Raw genomic sequence first — 24,733 nt, forward strand, 5'->3', positions numbered from 1 at the left:
ACCGGCCGCGCCGTCAGGCGAGCGCCTTCTCCAGGGCGGCCAGGTAGTTGCGCATCAGGTGGTCGCGGATGCCCTCGCCGTCCGGGGAGAAGGCGGCGGCGCCCAGGCCCTTGGCCCGGTCGCCCACCGCTCCGACCAGCCCGTTCCTGCCCCGGACGTGGCCCTCGGAGTCGATCCGGTGCAGCGTCTCCACATGGGTGAACGCGGGCTCCGGGGGCAGCTCGGGCACGATGTCGTTGTCGTGCACGAAGCGGTGGGTGCGCCCCTGGAGACCCTTGTCGTACGCGGCGGCGAGCAGCCGGTCGCAGGTACGGGGCTGGCCGAAGGTGAAGACGCCGTCGGCCTGGAGCCGGGGGTCCTCCAGGCTCAGCCGGGCGGCGCTGAGCATGGCGAGGGCCCCGCCGAGGCTGTGGCCGGTGAACCAGACGCTCTGCCCGTCGGTGCGCAGGTCGGCGATGGCCTTGGCGACGTCCGGGTACACGGATTCGAGGGCCTCGGCGAAGCCGTAGTGGACGTAGCCGGTGCGGGCGGGTCCGGGCCAGGGCGGGGTGGTCGCGTCGGTGAGCCAGTCGCGGATCTGGGCGGGCTCGGTGCCGCGGAAGGCGGTGACGATCATGCCGTCGCCGGCCATGGTGTAGGCCTGGGTGTCCTGGAGCGGGAACGGCGGGGTGAAGCGGGTCTGATGGTGACGCACCGTGTCGAAGCCCCACGCGCGGGCCTGCGCCTCGATGGTGGCCTCGTCCTTGTAGGCGAGTTCGGCGGCCTTGGCCAGGTTGTAGGCCAGCGGAAGGCTGAATCCGGCGGCTTGCTGGTCGAAGGCGGTGGGTACGGCCACGGGAACGCTCCTGTCGGGTCGACGGGTGGGACGGCGGAGCCACGCCGGCCCCCACCCGCACCCCGTCCCGGGCATGCGGTCCGCGACGAACACGTGACCGGAAGCGACGCTACCCCGACCACCGTTCGTGGGCGACCGGACAGCGTGAGGCCCCGGCGGACGGATGCGCCGTCCACCGGGGCCCGCCCCCGCCGCCTAACAGATCCTCGGCAGCTGCTCCCCCATCGGCAGGTCGACCACCCGGGTGCCGCCGAACGCCGTCCGGGCGACGACCGTGCCGGGGTGCTCGGCCACGCACTCGCCGATCACCGCCGCGCCCCTGCCCAGCGGGTGGGCCCGCAGGGCCGCGAGCACCGCGTCCGCCTCCGCGCGCGGTACGAAGGCCACCAGCTTGCCCTCGTTGGCGACGTACATCGGGTCCAGGCCCAGCACGGCGCAGGCGTTGGCCACCTCGGGCGGCACGGGGACGGCGCGCTCGTTCACCACCACGCCCACGCCGGCCGCCGCCGCGATCTCGTTGAGCGCCGCGCCCAGCCCGCCCCGGGTGGGGTCGCGCAGCACGTGCAGGTCCGGGGTGACGGCCAGCATCGCCTCGACCAGCCCGCCGAGTGCCGCGCAGTCGCTCTCGATCGCGACCCCGAACTCCAGGCCCTCGCGCACGCTCATGATCGCCACGCCGTGCAGCCCGATGTCCCCGCTGACGATCACCACGTCGCCGGGCACCGCCCGCTGCGGCCGGATGTCCACGCCCGCCGGGACGAGCCCGATGCCGGCGGTGTTCAGGTAGACGCCGTCGCCGCGGCCGGCCTCGACCACCTTGGTGTCCCCGGTGACGACCTCCACCCCGGCCGCCCGGGCGGCGGCGCCGAGCGCGCGGGCCACCCGGTCCACCACCGCCATCTCCACCCCCTCCTCCAGGATGAAGCCGCAGGACAGGTAGGCGGGCCGCGCCCCGCTCATGGCGAGGTCGTTGACGGTGCCGTTGACGGCCAGGTCGCCGATGCTGCCGCCGGGGAAGAACAGCGGCCGCACGACGTAGGAGTCGGTGGAGAACGCCAGCCGGGCGCCGCCGAGTTCGAGCACGGCGGAGTCGGCGAGGCCGGCCAGCGTCCGGCCGCCGTAGGCGGGGGCGAACACGCCCGCCACCAGTTCGGCGGAGAGCGCCCCGCCGCCGCCGTGCCCCATCACCACCCGGGGGTGGTCGCGCAGCGGCAGCGGACAGCTCCACCCGGAGAAGTCGGGCGCGGCGGACGGCTCGGCCAGGGTCCCCGCCGGGTTCTCCGTCAGGGTCTCGGTGTCAGCCAACGGGGCTCGCCTCCCGGGAAGCGCCCGGCGCGCCCAGCCGCCGGTAGAGGTAGTAGGCGGCGCAGGCCCCCTCGCTGGACACCATGGTCGCGCCGAGCGGGTTGCGCGGAGTGCAGACGGTGCCGAAGGCCTCGCACCGGTCCGGCTTGAGCAGCCCCTGCAGCACCTCGCCGCTGCGGCACTGCTCGGGCTCACGGGTGGTGATCCCGGTGACGTCGAAGCGGTACTCGGCGTCGTGGTCGCGGTAGCGCGGTGAGAGCCGCCACCCGCTGTCCGGAATGACGCCGATTCCCCGCCAGGCCCGGTCGGCCACCTCGAAGACGTCCGCCAGCATGGCCCTGGCCGCCGGGTTCCCCTCCGGGCGGACGGCCCGCGGGTAGGCGTTCTCGACGGTGTGCTCACCGCGCTCCAGCTGCCGCACGGTGCGCCGGATCCCCTCCAGGATGTCCAGCGGCTCGAAGCCGGTGACCACGATCGGCACCCGGTGGCGCTCGGCCAGCGCCGGGTACTCCTCGATGCCCATCACGCTGCACACGTGCCCGGCGGCGAGGAAGGCCTGCACCCGGCATTCCGGCGCGTTCATGATGGCCTCGACCGCCGGGGGCACCCGTACGTGCGAGACCAGCATGCTGAAGTTGCGCACGCCCTGCTTCCGCGCCTGGTGGACGGCCATAGCGTTCGGCGGGGCGGTGGTCTCGAAGCCGATGCCGAAGAACACCACCTCACGGTCCGGGTTCTCCCTGGCGATCCGCAGCGCGTCCAGCGGCGAGTAGACCACCCGGACGTCCCCGCCCTCGCCGCGGACCCGGAACAGGTCACGGTCGGTGCCCGGCACCCGCAGCATGTCGCCGAAGGAGCAGAAGATCACCCCGGGCCGGGAGGCGATGGCCAGCGCCCGGTCGATCACCTCCAGCGGGGTCACGCACACCGGGCAGCCCGGCCCGTGGATCAATTCCACCTCTTCGGGCAGCAGTTGGTCGATCCCGTGCCGGATGATGCTGTGCGTCTGCCCGCCGCACACCTCCATCAGCGCCCACGGCCGGGTCACCGCCGCCCGGATGTCGGCGAGCAGTCCGCCCGCCAGCTCCGGGTTCTGGAACTCCTCCAGGTACCTCAATTCCGCTCCTCCGTTCCGGCCGGCCCGGCCGCCGCCTCCCACGGGTCGCCGAACTCCTCCTGCAACAGGCCGAGTTCGGCGAAGAGGTCGAGGGTCCGCCGGGCCGACTCCTCGTCCAGCCGCTGCAGCGCGAACCCCACGTGCACGATGGCGTACTCACCCACCGCCAGATCGGGCAGGTACTCCAGGCAGACGTCCTTGACGACGCCGCCGAAGTCGACGACCGCCATCCGCGTGCCGTCCCGCTCCGCGATCTCCATCACCCTGCCGGGCACCGCCAGGCACATGCGCTCTCTCCCATCGACTCTCGACTCTCGACTCGGCTCTCGACTCGCCACTCTCACTCGCAACCCTCAAGCGACGTGCGGCCCGTCGGCCCGGGCCGCCACCATCAGCTGGCCGAGCGCCAGCCCGCCGTCGTTGGGCGGCACCCGGCGGTGGCGCAGCACGGTGAACCCGTCGGCCCGCAGGCCCCGGCCGCAGTCGGCGGAGAGCAGCGCGTTGGCGAAGACCCCGCCGGTCAGCGCGACCGTCTCCGGTCCACCCTCCGCCCGGGCGGCCCGGCACATGGCACGGACCAGATCGGCCACCGCGGCGTGGAAGCGGGCGGCGACCAGGCCGGCGGAGGCCCCGGCGGCGAGGTCGGCGACCGCCGCCGCCAGCACCGGCCCGGGGTCGCCCACCAGCACGCCGCACTCACGGCGCAGCGCGAAGGCGTACCCGTCGGCCGGTCCGTGCTCCAGGGCCGCCGCCTCCAGCTCGACCGCCGCCTGCGCCTCGTACCCGGCCAGCTGGCAGACCCCGGCCAGCGAGGACACCGCGTCGAACAGCCGCCCCATGCTGGAGGTCGGAACGCAGTTCAGCGAACGTTCCAACTGTCGTTCGAGCACGGCCAGTTCATCGGTCGGACAGTTCCGGACGGCGGGCAGGTCGGCCGCCCACGGCAGGCCGGCGGCCCACAGGTGGGCGAGCGCCATCCGGTACGGGCGGCGCACCGCCGCGTCGCCGCCCGGCAGCGGTACGTACGCCAGCCGGCCGAACCGGCGGAAGCCGTCGTAGTCGGCGAGCAGCACCTCGCCGCCCCACACCGCGCCGTCGTCGCCGTAGCCGGTGCCGTCGAACGCGACACCGATGACCGGGCGGCGGCCGTCGAGTCCGTGCTCGGCCATGGCCGAGGCGACGTGCGCGTGGTGGTGCTGCACCGTCCGCACCTGCGCCGCCGGGTGGGTGCGCCGGGCGTGCCGGGCGGAGCGGTAGCCGGGGTGGCGGTCCACCGCCAGCACCTCCGGGCCGACGGCGGTGACGGCCCCCAGCTGCGCCGCCGCGCGGTCGAAGGCGCCCAGCGTGGCGAGGTCGTCCATGTCCCCGATGTGGCCGGACAGCCAGGCGTAGCCGCCCTCGGCCAGCGCGAAGGTGTTCTTCAGGTCGCCGCCGGCGGCCAGCGCGGGCCGGACCGGTACGGGGAGCGGCAGCGGCAGCGGCGCGTAGCCGCGCGAGCGCCGCAGCGGCAGCTGTTCCCCGTCGACCACCCGCACCACCGAGTCCTCGCAGGGGACGTGGATGGTCCGGTCGTGGGTCAGCCAGGCGTCGACCAGCGGGGCGAGCCGGGTGAGGGCCTCCCGGTCGTCGGTCACGATGGGCTCGCCGGACAGGTTGGCGCTGGTCATCACCAGCAGCCCGGGCCCGGGCGGGGCGAGCAGCAGGTGGTGCAGCGGGGTGTAGGGCAGCATGACGCCGAGGTCGGGGCTGCCGGGCGCGACGGCGTCCAGCGCCCGCCCCGAACGGCGCAGCAGCACGATCGGCCGGGCCGGGCCGGCGAGCAGTTCCTCCTCGACCGGGCCCGGCCGGACCAGGTCGGCGATCTCCGCGAGGTCCCGGGCCATCAGGGCGAAGGGCTTGGCGCCGCGCCGCTTGCGCAGGCGCAGCCGGGTGACGCTCTCCTCGTTCCGCGCGTCGCAGGCCAGGTGGTAGCCGCCGAGGCCCTTGACGGCGAGGACGGCCCCCTCGCGCAGCAGCCGGCGGGCCCCGTCGAGGGCGGCCTCGCGCTCGACGTCCGGCCGGCCGGGGACGGTGAGGGCCAGCCGGGGCCCGCAGGCGTGGCAGCAGACCGGCTGGGCGTGGAAGCGCCGGTCGGCGGGGTCGGTGTACTCCCGGGTGCAGTCGGGGCAGAGCGCGAAGCCGGCCATGGTGGTGTTGGCCCGGTCGTAGGGCAGGCCGGTGACGATGGTGTGGCGCGGGCCGCAGTTGGTGCAGCTGATGAACGGGTGGCGGTGGCGGCGGTCGCCCGGGTCGGCGAGTTCGGCGAGGCAGTCGGCGCAGGTGGCGGTGTCCGGCGGCACCAGGGTCCGGCGCGGGCCGTCGCCGCGGGAGGGGGTGATGGCGAAGCCGCGGGCGCCGGTGGCGGGCAGGGGCGTGTGCTCGACGGCGGCGACCAGGGCGAGCGGCGGCGCGTCGCCCGCGACGCGGCGGCAGAACGCCTCGACCGCCGCGCGCTCCCCCTCGACCTCGGCCAGGACGCCCTCGCCGGTGTTGGTGACGGTGCCGGCGAGTCCCAGCTCGGTGGCGAGCGCGAAGACGAAGGGCCGGAAGCCGACGCCCTGGACGAGCCCGCTTACGGCCACCCGGCGCCGCTCCCGGCCCGCCGGTGCCGGTGCCGGAGCCGGTGTCACGACGTCTCCGCGACCGCGTGCTCGTGGTCGTGGTCGTCCTCGTGCGGATGCGCGTGCGGGTGGGTGTGCCCGTGCCCGTTCCCGTGCGTGTGCCCGTGCAACGGCGCGCCCGCCATCACCGGCCGGTGGACCGGCGCGCCGTCCAGCACCGCGAGGGCCCGCTCCAGCAGTTCCCCCACCCCCTGCCCGGTGCGGGCCGAGGTGCGGACCACCTCCACGCCGGGGTTGACCCGCGCGACGGCGGCCAGGAACGCCGCCTCGTCGAACTCCACCGCCGCCGCCAGATCCGCCTTGGTCACCAGCACCAGGTTGGCCAGCCCGAACGCCGTCGGGTACTTGAGCGGCTTGTCCTCCCCCTCGGTGACCGAGGCGAGCACCACCCGCAGCGACTCGCCCAGGTCGTAGGAGGCCGGGCAGACCAGGTTGCCGACGTTCTCCACGAACAGCAGCCGCGTCCCTGCGGGGAGCCAGCCGGCCAGCTGCCCGGTGAGCATCCCGGTCTCCAGGTGGCACAGCCCGTCGGTGAGCACCTGCTTCACCGGCACGCCCGAACGGGCCAGGCGCACCGCGTCGTTCTCCGTCGCGAGGTCGGCGGTGAGCGCCGCGACGGCGATCCCGCGCTCCCGGGCCAGCCCCAGTTCGGCCTCCAGCAGCGCCGTCTTCCCGCTGCCCGGGCTGGAGAGCAGGTTCACCACGACGGTGCCCCGGGCGAGCAGCCGGGCGCGCAGCTCACGCGCCCCCTCGTCGTTCCGGGCAAGGACCGCCTGCCGGAGTTCCACCGAGCGACACATGGGTTTCAGCCTTCCTGTCCGGCACCGGCCCCGGCGCCCGGCGGGCGTCCGGCCCACTCGACGCCGAGGATCTGGAGTTCGCGGCCCGCCAGCAGCTCGACCCGGCCGCCGGCGGCGCAGTGCGGGCAGCCGAGGTCGGGCGGCATGCCGACGGCCCACTCACCCGCGCAGGGCAGGCACCTGGCCCGCGCGGGAACCGCCTCGGTCTCCAGCACCGCGCCCTCCACCAGCGTTCCGGCGCAGGCCAGTTCGAAGCAGAAGTCGAGGGCCGCGGGCACCACCCCGGCCAGCTCGCCGACCTGGAGACGCACCCGCGCGACCGCGTCCGCGCCGTGCGCGCGCGCCGCGGCGTCCACCTGCTCGACGACGGCCGTCGCGATCGACATCTCGTGCATAGGGCCCCGTTCCCGCCGTGGGAGGCAACAGGCCTCATTACAGGCCGCGGCGGCGGCAGCGGCCCGAAGCCGCGCCGCCGCCGCGCCCGGGACTACACCGGACGCACCAACACCCGGCTCACATCCGGCGGATGCGCAGATAGCGCTTCAGGTCGTCCAGGTTCTGCACGACCAGCGCCACGACGGTGGCCAGGACGGCCAGGCACAGCAGCTTCCTCATGACGGTGAAACCTCTCTCTTGGCCAGTTCCCGGGCACCGACGGTCCGCAGGACCAGCCGGACCGCCTCCTCGACGGCGGCGGCCACCGGTGCGCTCAGTCCGATCCCCTCCTCCAGCGACGCCGGCTCGCACCCCACCACGAGGACCCGGGCGGGCGGGGAGCCGCCCGTGCCGGCGGCCAGCGTGCCGAGCAGCGCGAGCACGGCGTCCGGGCCCATCCGGTGCCCGTCCAGCACGGGCGCCTCCACCGGTCCGGCGTCCGCCTCGATGAGGTAGACCGTGCCCGGCTCGCCGCCGCGGGCGGTGGCGTCGACGAGCACCAGCATCCGGTAGCCGTCCAGGAGTTGGTAGGCCAGGTGGACCCCGCGCACGCCGACGTCGAGCAGTTCGACGTCGGGCGGCAGCGGGTGCTCGCGCAGCCGCCGCACGGTCTCCACGCCGAAGCCGTCGTCGCCGAGGAAGATGTTGCCGACCCCGGCGACCAGCACCTTTCCTCCTCTCGCCGTTCCCTCCGTTCCCTCCGGCCCCTCCCTCACGGCGCCTCCAGCGGGGTGATCTCGTCGGGCTGGAAGTACCGGAAGCGGCCCTGGGCCCGCCACAGGTCGGCGCCGGGGTCGTCCTCCAGGGTGACCGCCAGGTGCACCGAGCCGTCGACGTCGTGCAGCACGGCCTCCACCAGGGCGGTCCGGCCGTCCAGGAAGAGGTCCTGGGCGTCGGTGCGCCGCCGTCCGGGCCGCAGCAGGACGCGGCTGCCGGCGCCGACCTCGCGGCCGTCGACCAGCACCCTGTCCCGGTCCGGGTCCACCTCGGGGTCGTCGCCCGGGTCCCACCAGGGCCGGTCGGGCGCGTTGCCGGTGATCGCGCGCAGGCCGCGCACGGCGCCGTGCAGCCGCTCCAGCACCTCGGGGGGCATCGAGTCGGCGAGGTCGATCACCGCGCCGGCCCGGTCGTCGGTGCCCCGGGCCTCCCGCTTCTCGCGGTCCGTCAGGGCGGCGGTGCGCAGCGCGAGGATCTCGTCGATCTCGGTGGCGTCGTAGAGGGCGCCGGGGCTCTCGGGGGCGACGGCCGGGTGGTCCTCCAGGATGATCGGCGAGGAGAGCACCACCCGGTCGCGGCCGGGCGGGCCGGCCAGCACCGGCCAGGTGTGCTCGTTGCGGCAGGACGCCACGGCCGCCCGGGCCCATTCGGGCGGGTCGGTCGGCGACAGGAAGGAGCCGTGGTCGAGCCCCAGCAGCAGGTGCGCCGAGACCAGCGAGCGCGCCAGCGCCGCGTCCCGCCCGTCCTCGGGCCGCGGCGCCCAGTCGGTGGTGTTCTCCACCACGGCGGTCAGCAGCCGCACCCCGTACGGTCCGGGCACGTCCCGGGCGGTCAGCCGCAGCAGTCCGTCGGTCCGCTCCCAGCGGCGCAGCAGCCGGCCGACGGTGACGCCGTCCACGCGCAGCCGCTCCACCTCCCGGCCGGCCGGGAGGTGGAAGGGCCGGACCACCTCGCCGGCCAACTCCTCCACCCCGACGACGAGTTCGACGCGGTCCTCGACGCCCTCGTCCCACGGCACCAGGACCCGGTCGGCGAGCTCCAGCTCCTCGACCTCCTCGTAGCCGGCGCCGCGGGTGGCCCGCTCGACGGTGCGCCGCCGTGCCCGCAGGAAGCGCAGTTCGACGGCCAGCCGGTCCCCGGGGCGCGGTTCCATGAGGCATTCGGTGCGCTGGTGGAAGTGCTCGCCGCGGTCCGCGCCGTAGCCCGGCGGGACGAGGACGCCGAACTGCCAGCGCAGCCGGTTCTTGGCCGCGGAGGCCCGGTAGGGGTAGAGCACGTAGCCCTCGAACAGGACGGCGTCGGCGATCTGCCGGGCCTGGGCGAACCTGGCCTCGACCTCGGGGGTGAAGGCGGTGGCGGGGGCGGTCACCGGGCCGCCTCCCCGACCTCGGCGCCGGCCAGCAGTTCGCGCACGGTGGCCTCCCAGGACGGCAGGGCGCGGCGCGAGCGGTAGGCGAGCAGCTCGTCCATCACGTCCTCGGACAGCCGCAGCCAGCCGCAGCCCGGGAAGTGCCGGTCGATCGCCTCGCGCCACACCCGCACGGGCATCCGCACGGTGGCCTCGCGGTCCCAGGGCACCGGGGAGACCTGGAATCCGCCGGGGCCGGCGAAGGCGGTGCCGGAGAACAGCAGCAGCAGCGGGACCTCGCCGTCGCCCAGGGCCCGCAGGTAGCGGGCGGCGGCGACGTCCTGGTCGTAGCTGCAGGGGACGGGCAGGTCGAGTTCGGTCCAGCCGGTGAAGCCGGGGACCATCAGCGGCACCTGGGCGAACTCGATCGGGTTGAGGCTGGTGCCCCAGCGCGAGCGTTCGCCGAACAGGTCGGTGAGCCGCCGGGCCTGCGCCTCGTCGTAGCCGCGCCGGGCGGGCTCGATGCGCAGCTGGCAACGGAGCGCCAGGGCGTGCACCCGGGTCTCGGGCGGGGCGGTGATCCGTAGCCGGAAGAGCAGGGTCGGCCCGGCGGCGTGTTCGGCGGCCCGGACGGCGGTGCAGGAGAAGGCGAGCGGGGTCATCCGGGTCCGTCCTCTCCCAGCGGCCGGGCCCGGCCGGCGAGCCGGGCGAAGAAGGCGTCGAGTTCGGCCCTGGCCTCGGCCCCGCCGTCGAACCCCTTCCAGCAGCGCCGCAGCCGGCCGACCAGTTCGTAGCAGGTGTCGATGGGCACCAGCAGGCAGTGGATCCCCGTGTCGGTGCGGCGCAGCAGCAGCGCCTCCACGTCGGGTTCCATCGCGGCGGCGAGCCGGCTGCCGCCGAGGGCGCTCCGCCAGGCGGCCTCGTCGGGTTCGCTCTCGGTGGCGCCGCCGGGGCCGGGGTAGAGCAGGACGAGCCGGTCCTGGCGGGAGTTGCGGAACAGGAAGGCGGTGCCGACCGGGATGCCGAGGGCGGCCCACGCCCGCTCGTCGATCCGGTGGCCGGTCTCGGCGAGGTGGCGGTCGGGCACGTGCCGGTAGCGTCCGCCGGCCGCGGCGGGCCGGCGGAACAGCAGTCCGCAGGCGGTGCAGACGCAGGTGAGGGTCTGCTCCTCGGTGTCCACCAGGTGCCGGTGCGACGGGGGGACGCCCTGGCCGCAGAAGGCGCAGCGCTCGGGCTGCGGCGGGGCGGGCTCGCGCAGCCGGTGCAGCAGGGCGGTGCCGGGGCGGGCGAGTCGGCGGATGCTCACCGGGCGGCCTCCGCCGGGGTGTCCGGGCGGGTGCCGATCCGCAGGAACTGCGGCGCGCGTTCGAACACCGTGCTGGTCACCTCGGGCGCGTGGCAGGCGAGCACGGCCTCGACGTCCTCCTCGGAGCAGCCGCAGCCGCCGCGGGTGCGGCGCAGCCGGACGGTGCCGGTGGCGGGGTCGAAGCCGGCCAGCTCGACGGGTTCGGGCAGCGCGGCCAGCGCCCGGGCGATCCGGGTCCCGGTGTCCTCGGGGTGCAGCTCGTGCAGGACGAGCAGTCCGGCGACCGCCGGGTCGTCCAGCAGCGCGGCGAGCGCGGGCCCGGGCAGCGCGGCGACGATCCGGGCGAGGCCGTCGTGGTAGAAGTCCATGAGGTCGCGCACCAGTTGTTCGCCGGCCTGCCGGCCGTCGCCGTCGCCACCGAGCCCCTCCAGCCGGTCCAGGGCCTCCTGGACGCGCTGCCCGGTCTGTTCCGCCGTCATGCGGTGAGCCCGCTCAGGCCGGTCGGCACGTGCAGCTGCTGCACGGTCCGGCCGCCGCCGACGTACATGTGCACGCCGCAGGGCAGACAGGGGTCGAAGCTGCGGACGGCCCGCATGATGTCGATGCCCTTGAAGTTCTCCGGCGGGTTCTCCTCGAAGATCGGCGTGTTCTGCACGGCGTCCTCGTAGGGCCCGGGCGTGCCGTGGCTGTCGCGCACGCTGGCGTTCCACGGGGTGGGCGGGTACGGGTGGTAGTTGGCGATCTTGCCGTCGCGGATCACCATGTGGTGCGACAGGACGCCGCGCACGGCCTCGGTGAAGCCGCAGCCGATGGACTCGTCGGGCACCTCGAAGCGCTCCCAGGTCTGGCTGCGCCCGGCCCGGACCTCGTCCAGCGCCTTCTCGGCGAAGTGCAGGGCGCAGGCGGCCGCGTAGGCCTGGAAGTAGGTCCGGGCGCGGTTGCGCTCGATGGCGTTGCTCCACTGCGGGATCTTCCACTCGAAGGTGGTCTCCGGCTTGGTCATCGAGCGCGGCAGGTTGATCTGCACGCTGTGCCCGGTGGCCTTGACGTAGCCGATGTCGACCAGCCCGGAGAGCGCGGTGGACCACAGGCGGGCGATCGGCCCGCCGCCGGTGTCCAGGGCGAGGTGCTCGGTGCCGTCGAACCAGCGCGGGGACATCACCCAGCTGTACTTGCCGTCGAAGTCGCGCTTCTGCGGGGCGGGGATGGTGTGCTGGTTCCAGGGGTGGCGGGGATCGACCGGGTTGCCGAGCGGGTCGTGGGTGACGAAGAGCTCCTCGCCCTGCCAGTCCTGGTAGTAGGAGCTGCCGAGCAGGATGCGGATGCCGAGGTTGATCCGGGTGAGGTCGTTGGTGACCAGCTTGCCGTCGACCACGACGCCGGGGGTGACGAACATCCGCCGGCCCCAGTCGGTCATGTTGCGGTAGGTGAAGTCGCAGTGGTCGGGGTCGTTGAGGCTGCCCCAGCAGCCGAGCAGGACGCGCCGCCGGCCGACCTCCTCGTAGCCGGGCAGGGCCTCGTAGAAGAAGTCGAAGAGGTCGTCGTGCAGCGGCACGACCTTCTTCATGAACTCCACGTAGCGCATCAGCCGGGTCAGGTAGTCGGTGAACAGCTGGACGGTGGCCACCGTGCCGACGCCGCCCGGGTAGAGCGTGGAGGGGTGCACATGGCGGCCCTCCATCAGGCAGAACATCTCCCGGGTGTAGCGGCTGACCTGGAGCGCCTCGCGGTAGAACTCGCCCTCGATGGGGTTGAGCGAGCGCATGATGTCCGCGATGGTGCGGTAGCCGTGGTCGCCGGCGTGCGGGGCCTCGGTGCGCTCGGCGAGCTCCAGCACGCCGGGGTTAGTCTCGCGGACCATCTTCTCGCAGTAGTCGACCCCGACCAGGTTCTCCTGGAAGATGTTGTGGTCGAACATGTACTCGGCGGCCTCGCCGAGGTTGATGATCCACTCGCCGAGGTGCGGGGGCTTCACGCCGTACGCCATGTTCTGGGCGTAGACCGAACAGGTGGCGTGGTTGTCGCCGCAGATGCCGCAGATCCGGCTGGTGATGAAGTGCGCGTCGCGCGGGTCCTTGCCCCGCATGAAGACGCTGTAGCCGCGGAAGACCGAGGAGGTGCTGTAGCACTCCGCGACCTTCTTCTGCTTGAAGTCGATCTTCGTGTGGATGCCCAGGCTGCCCACGATCCGGGTGATCGGGTCCCAGGACATCTCCACCAGGCCACTGCCGTCCCCGGCCGCCCTGCTCGTCGCTGTCATCGTGTCTGTCGTGCCCTTCTGGAGGCGGGAGGGGATGGACGGCGGGGCCGCCGCGCACACGGCGCGGCGGCCCGTCCGGTCACCGCGGTGGGCGGTAGCCGGTGGTCAGGGTGCGCCCCTTGTGGCGCCACCTGGGTTCCTTGTCCAGCGTGTCGAGGGTGATCCCGCGCAGCCGGCGGATCACCGAGCCGTAGGTCCGGCTGGCCCGGGTGGACACCGTCGAGCCGGGCGGCGGGTCCATGAACGGCATGAACTTGTCGGGGAAGCCGGGCATCGTGCAGGCGATGCAGATGCCGCCGACGTTCGGACAGCCGCCGACACCGTTGATCCAGCCGCGCTTGGGGACGTTGCACTTGACGACCGGCCCCCAGCAGCCGAGCCGCACCAGGCACTCCGGCCGGCCGTACTCGGTGGCGAACTGGCCCTGCTCGTAGTAGCCGCCGCGGTCGCAGCCCTCGTGCACGGTGGCGCCGAACAGCCAGGTCGGCCGCAGCTTGTCGTCCAGCGGGATCATCGGCGCGGAGCCGGCCAGCTGGTAGAGCAGGTAGGTCAGGGTCTCGGCGAAGTTGTCGGGCTGGATGGGACAGCCGGGCACGCAGACGATCGGCAGGCCCGCCTTGGACTTCCACTCCCATCCGAGGTAGTCCGGCACGCCCATGGCGCCGGTCGGGTTGCCCTCCATGGCGTGGATGCCGCCGTAGGTGGCGCAGGTGCCGATCGCGACCACGGCGGTGGCCTTGGGGGCGAGTCGGTCCAGCCACTCACTGGTGGTGATCGGCTGGCCGGTGGCCGGATCGTCGCCGAAGCCGCACCAGTAGCCCTCCTCCTTGATCTGCTCGTTCGGGATGGAACCCTCGACGACCAGGACGAACGGGTCGAGCTCGCCGCGGTCCGCCTTGAAGAACCACTCGACGAAGTTGTCGGCGCCCTGCACCGGGCCGCACTCGAAGTCGATCAGTGGCCAGTGCACGGCGACCTTCGGCAGACCCGGAAGGGCCCCGGTGACGATCTCCTCGATGCTCGGCTGCATGGCGGCGGTCAGCGCGACCGAGTCGCCGTCGCAGCTGAGGCCCGCGTTGATCCAGAGAATGTGCACCACGCCGGTGTCGGTGGCGCTCGTTGCTGCAGCACCCATGAGGATGCCTCCTCGGAACTGGGAGCCGGACGGAATGGCTCAGAACCGTCATAACAGCCCCCGGCCCGTCCCGCCGGTCCACGCGGCCGGGCGGAGCAGCCGGACGGCCGCGATCCGGATGGGCCGTCCGGGTCACGCCATCGCGGCGGGGGCGGGCAGTTTCCGCACGAAGGCGGCGCGCAGCGCGTGGTACGGCGCCTCGGGGTCGAAGAACTGGCGGTGCATCACGGCCAGTTCCGCCGTACGGTGGTCGGCGAGCGGCCGGCTGCGCTCGTCGGCCTCGCGGGCGGCCTTCTTGGCGGCGATCCGGCCGTGCACGGTCGGCGAGGCGGCGGTCAGCCGCGCCAGGCGGGCGGCCTCGGGCCCGAACTCCTGCGGGGTGCAGGCGAGGACGCGGTCGACCAGCCCGATCCGCAGGGCGGCGGCGCTGCTCACCGGCCGCGCCCGTTCGGTGAGCCGGCGGGCCTGCGCCGCGCCCACCCGGCGCGGCAGGGTGTAGGTCCAGTACTCCGAGCCGTGCAGGCCCATCAGCCGGTAGTGCGGGTTGAGCACGGCGCCCCGGCGGCACCACACCTCGTCGGCCGCCAGGGCCAGCATCACCCCGCCGGCCGCGGCGTTCCCGCCGAGGGCGGCGACCACCAGGCGGTCGGTGGTGGTGAGGACCGCCTCGACCAGGTCGTCGATGGCGTTGATGTTGGCCCAGGACTCGGCCGCGGGGTCGGCGGCCGCCTCGATCACGTTCAGGTGGATGCCGTTGGAGAAGAAGTCGCGGCCGCCGCCGAGCACCAGCACCGCGGTCGGCCGGGTGAGCGCGAAGCGGTAGGCGTCGAGCAGGCGGCGGCAGTGCGCGGTGCTCATCGCGCCGCCGGGGAAGGAGAACCGCAGCAGGCCGACCGGTCCCCGCTCGGTGTAGCGGATGTCGGACCAGACCGGGTCGTCCTCGGCGGGCATCAGCGGCGCGGGCACCTCCGGCAGCCGGGGCAGGGCCGGCGGGCCGGGCACGGCCGCGGCGAGGGCGGTGACGGCGGGCAGCTTGAAGGTGGCGGGCCCGCCCGGGGTGCGGCGCCGGCGCAGCTCGGGGATCCACACCGCGCCGTCGGCGGTCGCCCGGCACAGCGCGCCGGCCCGGGTGGCCAGCGGCTCACCGGGGCGCCCGCGCAGTGCCCGCTCCGGGTGGCCGCCGTGCAGGTACCACTCGGCGCCGAGCAGCTCGTCCAGCACGCCGGGCCGGGAGTCGGCGGCGCGGAGCTTGCGCAGCACGGTGTCGGTGCTGTCGTGCGCCCAGTCGATCCGCCGCACCTCCTGGCGCAGGTAGGGGCGGGTGCGGTCGGGCACCCGCCACCCGGGGCCGCTCTGCGGGCGGGGGGTGTGGGTGCCGGAGGCGAACCGCCGCACGGCGCGCAGCACCGCCTCGACGGCGGCGTCGGCGACCTCGCCCCGGTACAGGTCGCTCTTGGCGACGGGCGGCAGCGGGCAGGGCTCCGAGGCCCAGACCGGGCCGGCGTCCATCACCTCGTCGGCCTGCAGCACCGTCACGCCCCACTCGGCGGCCCCCTCGTGGATCGCCCAGTCGAGGGCGGACGGGCCCCGGTCGCCGGGCGGGCCGGGGTGCACGATCAGGCAGGTGACGGCGGACCAGACGTCGCGGGGCAGCGCCGTCGTGAGCATCGGCGCGACCACCAGGTCCGGGGCGTGGCGCCGCACCGCCGCCCGCAGCGCCCCGTCGTCCCCGGCCAGGTGGACCTCCACCGGGTGACGCAGGTCCCGCAGCGCGGCGTGGACCCGCTGGGTGAGGCTGTTGTACGCGCTCGCGACGAGCAGGATCCGCATGTGCGCCTCCGGCGGCGTGGGCACCCGTGAACCCGGCGATCATCTCCCCGGCCCGCGGGGCACCCGGCCGCGCCGCTCCGCCGGGTCACCCGGGCGGCGGGCGGCACCGGGGGCGCGGCAGGCCACTACAGGCCGAAGTCGACGGCCAGGCAGTTGTAGAACCTGAAGGAGCCGTCCGGGTCGTACCCGGGGCCCGACCCCGCGCCCGGCTCGGGCGCCACCTCCTCGGTCATGTCCTCGAAGCGGATGCGCTCCGGGAGCCTGCCGAAGCGGGCGAGCCTCGCCTCGGCGTCGGGGTCGTCGATGTGTTCGCCGCTCATGACACCCTCCAATCTCTCCGGTCCCGGGGACCATCCCGAGTTCTTCCCCCATTCGTCACCTGTCAATCAGGTGATGATGTTGAAACTTGTCCGATTCTCCACTCACCCGCGACTGATCATCCGTGCCAGGCTCTGCTTCCACCGGCCACGATCGGCCGGCGCGAGGACCGGCCGGCCCGACGCCCGGCGGCATCGCGTCACCCGTCGAAGGGAAAAGGTGGTTCCGCATGTTGATCCCCCGAGCGACGCTCCGCACCACGGCCGCGGCCGCGGCGATGACCGCGGCCCTGGTCGGCCTCGGCGCCGGGTCGGCGAACGCCGCCGGATGGCCGCCCCTGCAGGAGGGCGGCTACCTCTACACGGGCGCCAACGGCACGGGGGCGGTGACCACGGTCGACCTGGGCGACCTCGGCACCTGCCACACCCTGGCCACGCCCGTCCGCTCGGTCCAGGTCGTCAACGGCGCCGCCTCGGTGGTGCTGTACACCGGGGCGGGCTGCACCGGCGCCTACCCGCTGGCCACCGGCTCGCTCGCCCGGAGCAACCTCCTCAACCCGGCCCTGAGCTACCGGGTGGTCCCCGCCTGACGAGGCCCGCCCCCTCCGGCCGCCGTGGCCCGTCCGGAACAGCCCCACTCGGACGGGCCACGGCGGCCGCGTTCCCGGGCCGGCACCCTGGCGCGGGGCGAGCGTCACCGGCTTGACCCATGACGGGATCAACCCTGACTCAAGGGCCGCCGTGGATCGGGGAGGCCCGCGGGTCGAACCGCTCGGGGTGCTCGCGGCGCAGTTCGAGTGCCGCCCGGCGCAGCGCCGCGGCCGCGTCGCCCGGCAGCCCGGGCGCGGATGACCGGTCCCGGCATCGACCGTCAATTGACCGATGTGCGGACGGCACTCCCCGGCGAAGGCTGGGGCCACACGTTCCGTCACCACCGAGGGGTACGCCAGACATGGACCGTGACGCTTCGCCACCGCGAGCGCACCCGGCACCCGGGCCGGTGCCCGCGCTGCGACTCGCCGTCGACCGGATGCTCGACGAGTTCACCCGGCTGCCCGGGCGGGCGGAGTTCCGCTTCGACCCGGCCACGCCGGCCGTGGTCACCGTGGAGTTCCCGGCCGGGCACGGGCCGGGGGTCGTCCGGCGGATCGGCCGTGAGCTGCTGTACCGCGGCCTGGCCACGATGAGCGGCTGCGGCGGCGTCCGGATGTGGCCCACGCAGCGCGAGGAGCGGCCGTCGTCCTGGCTGCTCCTGGAATCGCCGGAGCTGGAGGCCCTGTTCGAGCTGCCGGCCGGGCCGCTGGCGGGGTGGCTCGACGCCACCTACCGCGCCGTCCCGACCGGGGCGGAGCCGGACGGCCTGGACTGGGACGCCTTCCTGGCGGAGCTGCTGGACGGTCCCGGGAGGCCGTCCGGCTGAACCGGAGCGGCCCGCACCCCGGGGTGCGGGCCGCTCCGGTCGGGGGCGGTCAGGAGCGGGTCGGCAGGACGCAGCGGAAGCTGTTCGCGGCGGCCGGGTCGCCGTGGCCGGTGTAGCGGGACACCCGGGGGTAGCGGCACAGGTCGCGGGCGACGCTGTGACCGGTGGCGTCGACCAGGGTGGCCGGCAGGGTCGCGGGGGCCTTGCCCTGCTCGACCCAGGCCCGCAGCGCGCCGAGGTCGTCGACGGTGCCCGCGCCCTTGTTGAGGCCGCAGTGCGGGGTGCCCGGGGCGAGGAAGAGCCGGTAGAAGTCGTCCACCCGCTTGGCGCCGCCCATCGTCCGCTCGACCTGGCGGCGGTAGTCGACGGTGCCCTGGGTGGGGATGAACTCGTCGGCCTGGCCGTGCCAGCTCAGCAGCTTGCCTCCGGAGGCGCGGAAGGCGGACAGGTCGGGGTCGTCGCTGCCGATGATGCTGCCGTACTCGGCCCGCGACTGCGCGAAGAGCTGCTCGAACCGGCCGTAGGTCAGCGTCGAGACGTCGAAGGCCGGCTGCTTCTCCAGCCAGTTGGCGACCCAGGCCTGCGGCACCGGGAACGGCGCGCCCTTGACCTGGCCGGCGGCGTCGGGCGGGGTGGTGCCGGCCAGGCCCGTCAGCCGGGCGACGACCGGGACACCGGACCACAGCTTGCGGCCGGACGCGGTGCGCGGGCCGTCCCAGATCTTGCGCACCACGGCCGCGTCGGCGGCGGTGACGGTCAGCTCCCGGCCCTCGCACAGCACCTTGGTGCCGATCAGCCGGCGCGGGTCGAACTCGCACCGCGCCGCGTCGTTGACCAGGCCGTCCACGGCGCCGTCCAGCGGGTCGCAGGCCTTGACTGCGGCATCGGTGAAGGCCTTGAAGGTGCAGGCGGAGGGGTAGGTCCGCTCGTTGTTCATGACCACCTGCGGCCAGAGGGTGGCGACCTCGAACTCGTCCCAGTGCACGGCGGGCGCGTTGGCGAGGATGCCGTCGAAGTCGTCGGGGTAGCGCTGCGCCTCCAGGTAGCCCTGGCGGCCGCCGGTGGAACAGCCGTTGAAGTAGGAGTAGGCGGCGGCGCTGCCGTAGCCGGCGGCGACGACCTGCTTGCCGACGAGCGCGGCCTCGTGCTGGGAGCGGGAGGCGAGGTTCTCCAGCAGGGCGCCGTTCACCCGGCCCTCGGCGTCCAGGGCCCAGGAGACGTCGACGACGTCGCCCAGCCCGGCGTCGGTGGTGGTCGCGGCGTAGCCGTTCTTGACCGCGCCGGCCAGGCCGACTCCGTTGTCCCCGGCCGCGTAGGCGCTGCCGCCGAGCGCCTGGAAGCGACCGTTCCAGCCGGTGACGGGAAGCCAGGTCTGGATCCTCGCGTGGTCGTCGGCGTCCGGGTGGGTGAGGGTGACGGTCACCTCGCAGAAGGCCGGTACTCCGGTGACCGTGCCGCCCAGGATGCCGCCGCCCTGGACGGTGCCACCCTCCCGGCGGACAGCCGTGACGGACTCCACCCGGGTGCCGTCGGGGGCCCGAACGGCGGCCTGCACCGCGGCCGGTGCGCAGGCGAAGGTCGCGGGGACACCGCTCGCGGCCTGCGCCGACGCCATCGGCAGGCCCACCGCCGCGGCCAGCGGCAGCCCTGCGGCGAGGACGGTCAGGAAGCGCTTCATGGGGTTCCTCCAGGAATGGGGCGCGGCGGGTCCGCACGGCCTCGGTCGGACCGATCCGACTCCGTCACCGGTTCAACCGGTGACGACTCTGGCACGGTCGCCGACGGGCTGTCAACGGGACGGCCCGGCGCCCGCCTTGGCCGCCGGGCGGTGTCCGGGGCGCCTGCTACGCTCCAGGTGGCCAGGACCGGTGATCGAGGAGCGGCAGACGTGGCGGGTGACGACGACATCTCCGGGTGAGACCCGGAGTTGACGGCCACCGGCCGGCGCGTGGAAGCGCCGGCGGAGTGGTCCGTTCCGTCGTGCCCCTCTCCACGCCCGCCCAGGGCCGCGGTGGTCCGTCCCGCTGCCCGTAGCCGTCCCGAGGCTCCCCCGTGTCCCAGCACGTCCAGCACACCCGGCGCACCCGGTCGACCGGTTCCCCCCGGCCCGCCCTGCTCGCCCACGACCTCGTCCGCAACCTGGCGGGCCGGCGCGTCCTCGACGGCGTCCACCTGACCGCCTCCCCCGGCCAGCGCATCGGCCTGATCGGGGAGAACGGCGCCGGCAAGTCCACCCTGCTGCGGGTGCTCGCCGGCGTGGACGAACCCGACGCGGGACGCGTCTCGCGCCCCGCCGACCTCGGCTTCCTGCACCAGGAGCTTCCCTTCGACGCCGACGCGACGATCGCCGCCGTGCTCGATGACGCCCTGCGCGAGGCCCGCGCCGACCTCGCCGAACTCGACCGGCTCGGCGAGGAGCTGGCCCGCGTCCCGGAGGACTCCCCCGGCCACCCGGACCTCCTCGACGCCTACGGCCGCCGCCTGGAGCAGGCGCAGCACCGGGAGTCCTGGGACGCCGACCGGCGCGCGTCACTGGTGCTGGCGGGCCTCGGCCTCGACGGGCTCGCCCACGACCGCCGTCTCGGCTCGCTCTCCGGGGGCCTGCGCGGCCGGCTCGCGCTCGCCGCGCTGCTGGTGCGCCGCCCGTCGGCGCTGCTGCTGGACGAGCCGACCAACCACCTGGACGACGAGGCCGCCGCCTTCCTGGAGGACCAACTGCGCACGCTGCCGGGCGCGATGGTGGCCGCCAGCCACGACCGGGCGTTCCTCGACGCCGTCTGCACCCACCTGGTCGACCTCGATCCGGCGGTGGACGGACCGGTCCGGCACGGCGGCGGCTACAGCTCCTACCTGGCGGCCCGGCGCGCCGAACGGGAGCGCTGGGAGCGGCGGTACGCCGAGGAGCAGCTGGAGCTCGCGGAGCTGCGGGAGGCGGCCGGCGTCACCGCGCACCGGGTCGCACCGGACCGGGGACGGCGCGACAACGAGAAGATGGGCTACGGCCACCGGGCGGGCCGGGTGCAGAACCAGATCTCCCGCCGGGTGCGCGACGCCGCGCGCCGGCTGGAGGAGCTGGAGCGCGCGCGGGTCGCCGAACCGCCGCGCCCGCTGCGGTTCGCGGCCCCGGCCCTGACCGCGGACGCCCCTGCCGACGTCGCGGACGAGCCGGACGCCACCGGGCACCCGGAGCCCCTGGTGACGCTGCGGGAGGTCCGGATGCCGGGACGACTCGCACCGACCACCCTGGAAGTACCGACCGGCGACCGGCTGCTGGTGACCGGCGGCAACGGGGCGGGCAAGTCGACGCTGCTCGCCGTGCTCGCCGGGCGGCTCGCCGCCGAGGGCGAGGTCCTCCGACGGCCCCGGCTCACGGTGGGACTGCTCACCCAGGACACCGTGTTCGAGCGGCCGGACCGCGCGGTGCGCGACACCTACCTCTCGGCGCTGGGGACCGCACGGGCCGAGCGGGTGCCGCTGGAGTCGCTCGGCCTGCTGCACGCCGCGGACCTGGACAAGCCGGTCGACCGGCTCTCCGTCGGCCAGCGCCGACGGCTCGCGCTGGCGCTGCTGGTGGCTCGCCCGCCGCAGCTGCTCCTGCTCGACGAACCCACCAACCACCTCTCTCCGCAGCTGTGCGACGAACTGGAGGAGGCCCTGGGCGGCGGTCCGGGCGCGGTCGTGGTGGCCGGGCACGACCGCTGGCTGCGCCGGCGGTGGCGGGGCCGGGAACTCCGGCTGGGGCCCGGGGCGGCGTCCTGGGTGCGCTGACCCGTCCTTGCGCCCCCTGGAGTCACCTGTCAGCATGGTGATGTGAATCTCGACCATGTCTTCGTGTGCGGAAACCCGGCCCTGGACTTCGCGGGCACCCTGCGCGCCCGGCGCACGATCCGGTTCGAGATGTTCGTGACCCCGGAGCGGCTGAACGCCTGGTACCTGGAGTGCGGCCTCGTGGACACGATCACGCCCGGCGACGAGCGCGACGTCAGGGAGGCCAGGACGGTGCGCGAGGCGGTCTACCGGCTGGTCACCAACCGCGTCGCCGGGGAGGAGTTCGACCGCGAGGCGCTGGCCGTGCTCAACGGCGCGGCCCGCAGGACCCCGGTGACGCCTCAGCTCACGGTGGCCGGGCGGCACAACGAGGCGACCCCGGAGCAGGCGCTGGCCACCGTCGCCCGGCACGCGGTCGACCTCCTCAGCGGCCCGGACGTGCCGCTGATGAAGGAGTGCGGCAACCCCGAGTGCACCCGGATCTACATCGACCGCTCCCGCGGCATGCGGCGCCAGTGGTGCGGCATGGAGTCCTGCGGCAACAAGATCAAGGCCGCGGCCTACCGCGCACGGAAGAAGACCGCTCCGGCCGGGCTGCACTGAAGCCCGCCCCGAAGCCCGCCGTTGAGCCGCCCTTGAGCCCGCCCTGACGGCGGTGCCCCTGGGCGCGCGCGGGCCGATCACGGCCCGCGGCGGACGACAAGGGCGCGGGCCCCGTGCCGGGGGACGGACACGGGACCCGCTGTCAGGTGGCTCGGGACGGTCAGGCGGCGGCCCGGGCGTTGATGGTCACCGGGATGTTGTCGCGGGTCGCCCTGGAGTACGGGCAGGTCCGGTGGGCGGCCCGCGCCAGCTCCTCGGCGGTGGCCTGGTCCACCCCGCCGAGCACCGGGCTGAGGACCGCAGAGAGGCCGAACTCGCCGTCGTCGCCGTGGGTGAGCGTGATCTCGGCGGTGATGGCGGTGCTGGTGAGCCGGATCCCGCGGGCGCCGGCGGCGAGCCGCAGGGCGCCGAGGAAGCAGGCGGCCCAGCCGGCCGCCAGCAGCTGCTCCGGGTTGGTCGCGGTGCCGGCGCCACCGAACTCCTTCGGGATGGCGAGGCCGGTCTCCAGCAGACCGTCCGAGGAGCGGACCCGACCGCCGTTGCGGCCCTCCCCGTCGACGTCGACAACGGCCGTGTAGCTGACTGCCATGACTGGTGCTCCCCATCTGGATCGTGTGACGTCCGACCGCCCCGGCCTGGCCGGACCTTCTTTCCGTCACCGGTTGAGGCGGTGACGCAAGCATGGCAGCCGCTTGCGTCACCAGTCAAGACGGTGACGCAAGCGGAGTGACGGCCCGTCCGGCGACCCGGCGCCGAACGCGCGACGACCCGGCCGCGGGGTGCGCGGCCGGGTCGTCGGAGGGGACGGGGCGGGTGCGGTCAGAGGCCGCGGGCCAGCCGGTCGGTGAGCAGCCGGGTGAAGCGGGCCGGGTCGGGCAGGTCGCCGCCCTCGGCGAGCAGCGCGCCGCCGTGGACCAGTTCGGCGACCTCCGCCAGGGCCGGATCCCCGGGGTTCGCCTCGTGCGCCGTGCGCAGCGCGACGATCAGCGGGTGGGTGGGGTTGAGCTCCAGGATCCGCTTGACCGGGGGCAGTTCCTGCCCCATCGCGCGGTACATCTTCTCCAGGGTCGGCGTCATGTCCTGGGCGTCGCCGACGACGCAGGCCGCCGAGGTGGTCAGCCGCGAGGAGAGCCGGACCTCCTTCACATGGCCGGACAGCGCCTGCGTCAGCCACGGCAGCAGCGCGGCGAACTCCTGCTCGCGCCGGGCCTTCTCGGCCCCGGCCTGCTCGTCGCCGTCGGCCGGCTCGTCGAGGTCGACCTGGCCCTTGGCGATGGACTGCAAGCGGTGGCCGTCGAAGCCCGGCACCCGCTCGACCCAGACCTCGTCGACCGGGTCGGTGAGGATCAGCACCTCGTAGCCCTTGGCGGCGAACGCCTCCATGTGCGGGGAGTTCTCCACCGTGGCGCGGTCCTCGCCGGTCAGGTAGTAGATCGCCTCCTGGCCGTCCTTCATCCGCCCGACGTACTCGCGCAGGGTGGTGGAGCGCTCCGCGTCGTGGGTGGAGGTGGCCGACACCAGCTCCAGCAGGGCCTCGGTGCTGTCGGCGTCCTCGATCAGGCCCTCCTTGAGCACCCGGCCGAACTGCTCCCAGAGCTTGGCGTAGCGCTCGGCGTCCTTGGCCTGGACGTCCTTCAGCGCTCCGAGCACCTTCTTCACCAGGCGCCGGCGCACGCCGCGGATCTGGCGGTCGTGCTGGAGGATCTCGCGGGAGATGTTCAGCGACAGGTCGTGCGCGTCCACGACACCCTTGACGAAGCGCAGGTAGTCGGGCATCAGCGCTTCGCAGTCGTCCATGATGAACACCCGCTTGACGTACAGCTGCACGCCGCGCTTGGCGTCGCGGGAGAACAGGTCGAACGGCGCCTGCGCGGGGATGAACAGCAGCGCCTCGTACTCGAAGGTGCCCTCGGCGCGCATGTGGACGGTCTCGGCCGGGGGGAGCCAGTCGTGGCTGATCTGCTGGTAGAACTCCGCGTACTCGGCCTCGGTGACCTCGCTGCGCGGCCGGGCCCAGAGCGCCTTCATCGAGTTGAGGGTGTCGACCTGCCGGGTGGTGGCGCCCTCGGCGTCGGTGTGCTCGCTCGCCATCCGGATCGGCCAGCGGATGAAGTCCGAGTACTGCTTGACGATCTGGCGGATCTTCCACTCGGCCAGGTAGTCGGCCAGCCCGTCCTCGCCGTCGGCGGGCTTGAGGTGCAGGGTGACCGAGGTGCCGACGGGCAGCCCGTCGACGGCCTGGACCTCGTAGGTGCCCTCGCCGTCGGACTCCCACCGGGTACCGGCCTCGCCGCCCGCACGGCGGGTGGTCAGGGTGACCCGGTCGGCGACCATGAAGGCCGAGTAGAAGCCGACGCCGAACTGGCCGATCAGGCTCTGCGCCGCGGCGGCGTCGTCGGTCTCCTTGATCTTCTCCAGCAGGCCGGCCGTGCCGGACTTGGCGATCGTGCCGATCAGTTCCACGAGGTCGTCGCGGCTCATGCCGATCCCGTTGTCACGGACGGTCAGCGTCCGGGCCCGCGGGTCCACCTCCAGGGCGATGTGGAGGTCGGAGGTGTCGGCGTCGAGGCCGGAGTCGATCAGCGATTCCAGCCGCAGCTTGTCCAGGGCGTCGGAGGCGTTGGAGATCAACTCGCGCAGGAAGATGTCCTTGTTCGAGTAGATCGAGTGAATCACCAACCGGAGCAACTGACGCGTCTCGGCCTGGAATTCCAGCGTCTCGACAGTGCTACCCACTCGGGGGCTCCTCTCTCGGGCGGTACGTGAGCGACGGACGCGGCGGGCGCCGGGCGGCCCCTGCCGCACCGGCATGATAGGCGGCCCCGCGGCCCCGGTGGGCGTTACAGCTTGACAGTAGGTGTAACAATGTCACGCACC

General features: G+C 74.3%; 24 protein-coding genes. 4 read left to right on the top strand and 20 right to left on the bottom strand.

What is annotated here, in order from left to right; translation table 11 throughout:
* Positions 1 to 13: 13 nt before the first annotated feature.
* From ACFVVU_RS27440 to ACFVVU_RS27520, 17 genes are all read right to left on the bottom strand, one after another.
* Positions 14 to 835, bottom strand: coding sequence for a lipase family protein (locus ACFVVU_RS27440; RefSeq protein WP_380679756.1), 822 nt, complete (start codon positions 833 to 835; stop codon positions 14 to 16).
* Between the two features lie 195 nt (positions 836 to 1,030).
* Positions 1,031 to 2,020 (bottom strand): hydrogenase expression/formation protein HypE, encoded by a 990-nt coding sequence (gene hypE, locus ACFVVU_RS27445; protein WP_387792920.1) that lies wholly within the window; start codon positions 2,018 to 2,020, stop codon positions 1,031 to 1,033.
* 112 nt (positions 2,021 to 2,132) lie between these two features.
* A complete protein-coding gene (hypD, locus tag ACFVVU_RS27450) occupies positions 2,133 to 3,257 on the bottom strand; it encodes a hydrogenase formation protein HypD (RefSeq protein ID WP_387792873.1) in 1,125 nt (374 codons plus the stop codon).
* Positions 3,254 to 3,544, bottom strand: a complete 291-nt coding sequence (locus ACFVVU_RS27455) for a HypC/HybG/HupF family hydrogenase formation chaperone (protein ID WP_355363177.1) — start codon at positions 3,542 to 3,544, stop codon at positions 3,254 to 3,256. The genes hypD and ACFVVU_RS27455 overlap by 4 nt, the downstream gene beginning before the upstream one ends.
* A 66-nt stretch (positions 3,545 to 3,610) precedes the next feature.
* The gene (hypF, locus tag ACFVVU_RS27460; RefSeq protein ID WP_387792875.1) at positions 3,611 to 5,926 is read right to left on the bottom strand and encodes a carbamoyltransferase HypF; all 2,316 of its coding nucleotides are present in this window, start codon (positions 5,924 to 5,926) and stop codon (positions 3,611 to 3,613) included.
* Entirely contained in the window at positions 5,923 to 6,717 is a 795-nt protein-coding gene (gene hypB, locus ACFVVU_RS27465; RefSeq protein WP_380679766.1) for a hydrogenase nickel incorporation protein HypB, read from the bottom strand. Before hypB ends, hypF begins: the two co-directional genes overlap by 4 nt.
* A 5-nt stretch (positions 6,718 to 6,722) precedes the next feature.
* Positions 6,723 to 7,112 carry a hydrogenase maturation nickel metallochaperone HypA gene (hypA, locus tag ACFVVU_RS27470; RefSeq protein WP_380679777.1) on the bottom strand — a complete coding sequence of 130 codons (390 nt, stop codon included), beginning with the start codon at positions 7,110 to 7,112 and terminating at the stop codon, positions 6,723 to 6,725.
* Positions 7,113 to 7,230: 118 nt separating this feature from the next.
* Positions 7,231 to 7,332: a DUF6893 family small protein gene (locus ACFVVU_RS27475; protein WP_380688230.1), complete on the bottom strand. Its 102-nt coding sequence runs from the start codon at positions 7,330 to 7,332 to the stop codon at positions 7,231 to 7,233.
* A complete protein-coding gene (locus tag ACFVVU_RS27480) occupies positions 7,329 to 7,820 on the bottom strand; it encodes a hydrogenase maturation protease (protein WP_380688228.1) in 492 nt (163 codons plus the stop codon). The genes ACFVVU_RS27475 and ACFVVU_RS27480 overlap by 4 nt, the downstream gene beginning before the upstream one ends.
* 44 nt (positions 7,821 to 7,864) lie before the next feature.
* Positions 7,865 to 9,238 (bottom strand): hypothetical protein, encoded by a 1,374-nt coding sequence (locus ACFVVU_RS27485; protein ID WP_387792878.1) that lies wholly within the window; start codon positions 9,236 to 9,238, stop codon positions 7,865 to 7,867.
* Positions 9,235 to 9,879, bottom strand: a complete 645-nt coding sequence (locus tag ACFVVU_RS27490) for a DUF6084 family protein (RefSeq protein WP_380688224.1) — start codon at positions 9,877 to 9,879, stop codon at positions 9,235 to 9,237. Before ACFVVU_RS27490 ends, ACFVVU_RS27485 begins: the two co-directional genes overlap by 4 nt.
* The gene (locus tag ACFVVU_RS27495; RefSeq protein ID WP_387792880.1) at positions 9,876 to 10,523 is read right to left on the bottom strand and encodes a DUF5947 family protein; all 648 of its coding nucleotides are present in this window, start codon (positions 10,521 to 10,523) and stop codon (positions 9,876 to 9,878) included. Before ACFVVU_RS27495 ends, ACFVVU_RS27490 begins: the two co-directional genes overlap by 4 nt.
* The gene (locus ACFVVU_RS27500; protein ID WP_380688220.1) at positions 10,520 to 11,002 is read right to left on the bottom strand and encodes a thioredoxin; all 483 of its coding nucleotides are present in this window, start codon (positions 11,000 to 11,002) and stop codon (positions 10,520 to 10,522) included. The genes ACFVVU_RS27495 and ACFVVU_RS27500 overlap by 4 nt, the downstream gene beginning before the upstream one ends.
* On the bottom strand, positions 10,999 to 12,783 hold the full coding sequence (locus ACFVVU_RS27505) for a nickel-dependent hydrogenase large subunit (protein WP_387792882.1): 1,785 nt from the start codon (positions 12,781 to 12,783) through the stop codon (positions 10,999 to 11,001). Before ACFVVU_RS27505 ends, ACFVVU_RS27500 begins: the two co-directional genes overlap by 4 nt.
* A gap of 79 nt (positions 12,784 to 12,862) precedes the next feature.
* A complete protein-coding gene (locus ACFVVU_RS27510) occupies positions 12,863 to 13,918 on the bottom strand; it encodes a hydrogenase expression protein HypE (protein WP_355363157.1) in 1,056 nt (351 codons plus the stop codon).
* 132 nt (positions 13,919 to 14,050) lie between these two features.
* Positions 14,051 to 15,748 carry a hydrogenase maturation protein gene (locus tag ACFVVU_RS27515; protein ID WP_387792884.1) on the bottom strand — a complete coding sequence of 566 codons (1,698 nt, stop codon included), beginning with the start codon at positions 15,746 to 15,748 and terminating at the stop codon, positions 14,051 to 14,053.
* Positions 15,749 to 15,873: 125 nt separating this feature from the next.
* Complete coding sequence (locus tag ACFVVU_RS27520; RefSeq protein ID WP_380689304.1) at positions 15,874 to 16,068, bottom strand: hypothetical protein; 195 nt, start codon at positions 16,066 to 16,068, stop codon at positions 15,874 to 15,876.
* A 227-nt stretch (positions 16,069 to 16,295) separates the two neighbouring features.
* On the opposite strand from ACFVVU_RS27520, the gene ACFVVU_RS27525 reads away from it, so the two are divergent.
* Both ACFVVU_RS27525 and ACFVVU_RS27530 read left to right on the top strand, forming a co-directional pair.
* The gene (locus ACFVVU_RS27525) at positions 16,296 to 16,655 is read left to right on the top strand and encodes a hypothetical protein (protein WP_387792886.1); all 360 of its coding nucleotides are present in this window, start codon (positions 16,296 to 16,298) and stop codon (positions 16,653 to 16,655) included.
* A 362-nt stretch (positions 16,656 to 17,017) separates the two neighbouring features.
* The gene (locus tag ACFVVU_RS27530) at positions 17,018 to 17,485 is read left to right on the top strand and encodes an SsgA family sporulation/cell division regulator (RefSeq protein WP_380714849.1); all 468 of its coding nucleotides are present in this window, start codon (positions 17,018 to 17,020) and stop codon (positions 17,483 to 17,485) included.
* Positions 17,486 to 17,534: 49 nt separating this feature from the next.
* On the opposite strand, the gene ACFVVU_RS27535 is transcribed toward ACFVVU_RS27530, so the two are convergent.
* Complete coding sequence (locus ACFVVU_RS27535) at positions 17,535 to 19,163, bottom strand: tannase/feruloyl esterase family alpha/beta hydrolase (protein ID WP_387792888.1); 1,629 nt, start codon at positions 19,161 to 19,163, stop codon at positions 17,535 to 17,537.
* Positions 19,164 to 19,537: 374 nt separating this feature from the next.
* Here ACFVVU_RS27535 and ACFVVU_RS27540 point away from each other — a divergent pair, with 374 nt between their 5' ends.
* Together ACFVVU_RS27540 and ACFVVU_RS27545 are read left to right on the top strand one after the other, a co-directional pair.
* On the top strand, positions 19,538 to 21,253 hold the full coding sequence (locus ACFVVU_RS27540; protein WP_387792890.1) for an ABC-F family ATP-binding cassette domain-containing protein: 1,716 nt from the start codon (positions 19,538 to 19,540) through the stop codon (positions 21,251 to 21,253).
* 42 nt (positions 21,254 to 21,295) lie between these two features.
* Positions 21,296 to 21,856: a CGNR zinc finger domain-containing protein gene (locus ACFVVU_RS27545; RefSeq protein WP_380688948.1), complete on the top strand. Its 561-nt coding sequence runs from the start codon at positions 21,296 to 21,298 to the stop codon at positions 21,854 to 21,856.
* Positions 21,857 to 22,016: 160 nt separating this feature from the next.
* Here the strand turns inward: ACFVVU_RS27545 and ACFVVU_RS27550 are convergent, their stop codons facing one another.
* Positions 22,017 to 22,445 carry an Ohr family peroxiredoxin gene (locus tag ACFVVU_RS27550; protein WP_387792892.1) on the bottom strand — a complete coding sequence of 143 codons (429 nt, stop codon included), beginning with the start codon at positions 22,443 to 22,445 and terminating at the stop codon, positions 22,017 to 22,019.
* A gap of 230 nt (positions 22,446 to 22,675) precedes the next feature.
* On the bottom strand, positions 22,676 to 24,592 hold the full coding sequence (htpG, locus tag ACFVVU_RS27555; RefSeq protein WP_387792894.1) for a molecular chaperone HtpG: 1,917 nt from the start codon (positions 24,590 to 24,592) through the stop codon (positions 22,676 to 22,678).
* Between the last annotated feature and the right edge of the window lie 141 nt (positions 24,593 to 24,733).

Source organism: Kitasatospora sp. NPDC057965 (assembly GCF_042887135.1).
In the GTDB taxonomy this organism is placed as follows: Bacteria; Actinomycetota; Actinomycetes; order Streptomycetales; family Streptomycetaceae; genus Kitasatospora.

Excerpts from the sequence above, each read along its gene's own strand:
- hypE (WP_387792920.1), bottom strand. The coding sequence starts at position 2,020 with ATGGGGCACGGCGGCGGCGGGGCGCTCTCCGCCGAACTGGTGGCGGGC.
- ACFVVU_RS27455 (WP_355363177.1), bottom strand. The coding sequence starts at position 3,544 with ATGTGCCTGGCGGTGCCCGGCAGGGTGATGGAGATCGCGGAGCGGGAC.
- hypB (WP_380679766.1), bottom strand. The coding sequence starts at position 6,717 with ATGTGTCGCTCGGTGGAACTCCGGCAGGCGGTCCTTGCCCGGAACGAC.
- hypA (WP_380679777.1), bottom strand. The coding sequence starts at position 7,112 with ATGCACGAGATGTCGATCGCGACGGCCGTCGTCGAGCAGGTGGACGCC.
- ACFVVU_RS27475 (WP_380688230.1), bottom strand. The coding sequence starts at position 7,332 with ATGAGGAAGCTGCTGTGCCTGGCCGTCCTGGCCACCGTCGTGGCGCTG.
- ACFVVU_RS27490 (WP_380688224.1), bottom strand. The coding sequence starts at position 9,879 with ATGACCCCGCTCGCCTTCTCCTGCACCGCCGTCCGGGCCGCCGAACAC.
- ACFVVU_RS27500 (WP_380688220.1), bottom strand. The coding sequence starts at position 11,002 with ATGACGGCGGAACAGACCGGGCAGCGCGTCCAGGAGGCCCTGGACCGG.
- ACFVVU_RS27505 (WP_387792882.1), bottom strand. The coding sequence starts at position 12,783 with ATGACAGCGACGAGCAGGGCGGCCGGGGACGGCAGTGGCCTGGTGGAG.
- ACFVVU_RS27510 (WP_355363157.1), bottom strand. The coding sequence starts at position 13,918 with ATGGGTGCTGCAGCAACGAGCGCCACCGACACCGGCGTGGTGCACATT.
- ACFVVU_RS27515 (WP_387792884.1), bottom strand. The coding sequence starts at position 15,748 with ATGCGGATCCTGCTCGTCGCGAGCGCGTACAACAGCCTCACCCAGCGG.
- ACFVVU_RS27520 (WP_380689304.1), bottom strand. The coding sequence starts at position 16,068 with ATGAGCGGCGAACACATCGACGACCCCGACGCCGAGGCGAGGCTCGCC.
- ACFVVU_RS27525 (WP_387792886.1), top strand. The coding sequence starts at position 16,296 with ATGTTGATCCCCCGAGCGACGCTCCGCACCACGGCCGCGGCCGCGGCG.
- ACFVVU_RS27530 (WP_380714849.1), top strand. The coding sequence starts at position 17,018 with ATGGACCGTGACGCTTCGCCACCGCGAGCGCACCCGGCACCCGGGCCG.
- ACFVVU_RS27535 (WP_387792888.1), bottom strand. The coding sequence starts at position 19,163 with ATGAAGCGCTTCCTGACCGTCCTCGCCGCAGGGCTGCCGCTGGCCGCG.
- ACFVVU_RS27550 (WP_387792892.1), bottom strand. The coding sequence starts at position 22,445 with ATGGCAGTCAGCTACACGGCCGTTGTCGACGTCGACGGGGAGGGCCGC.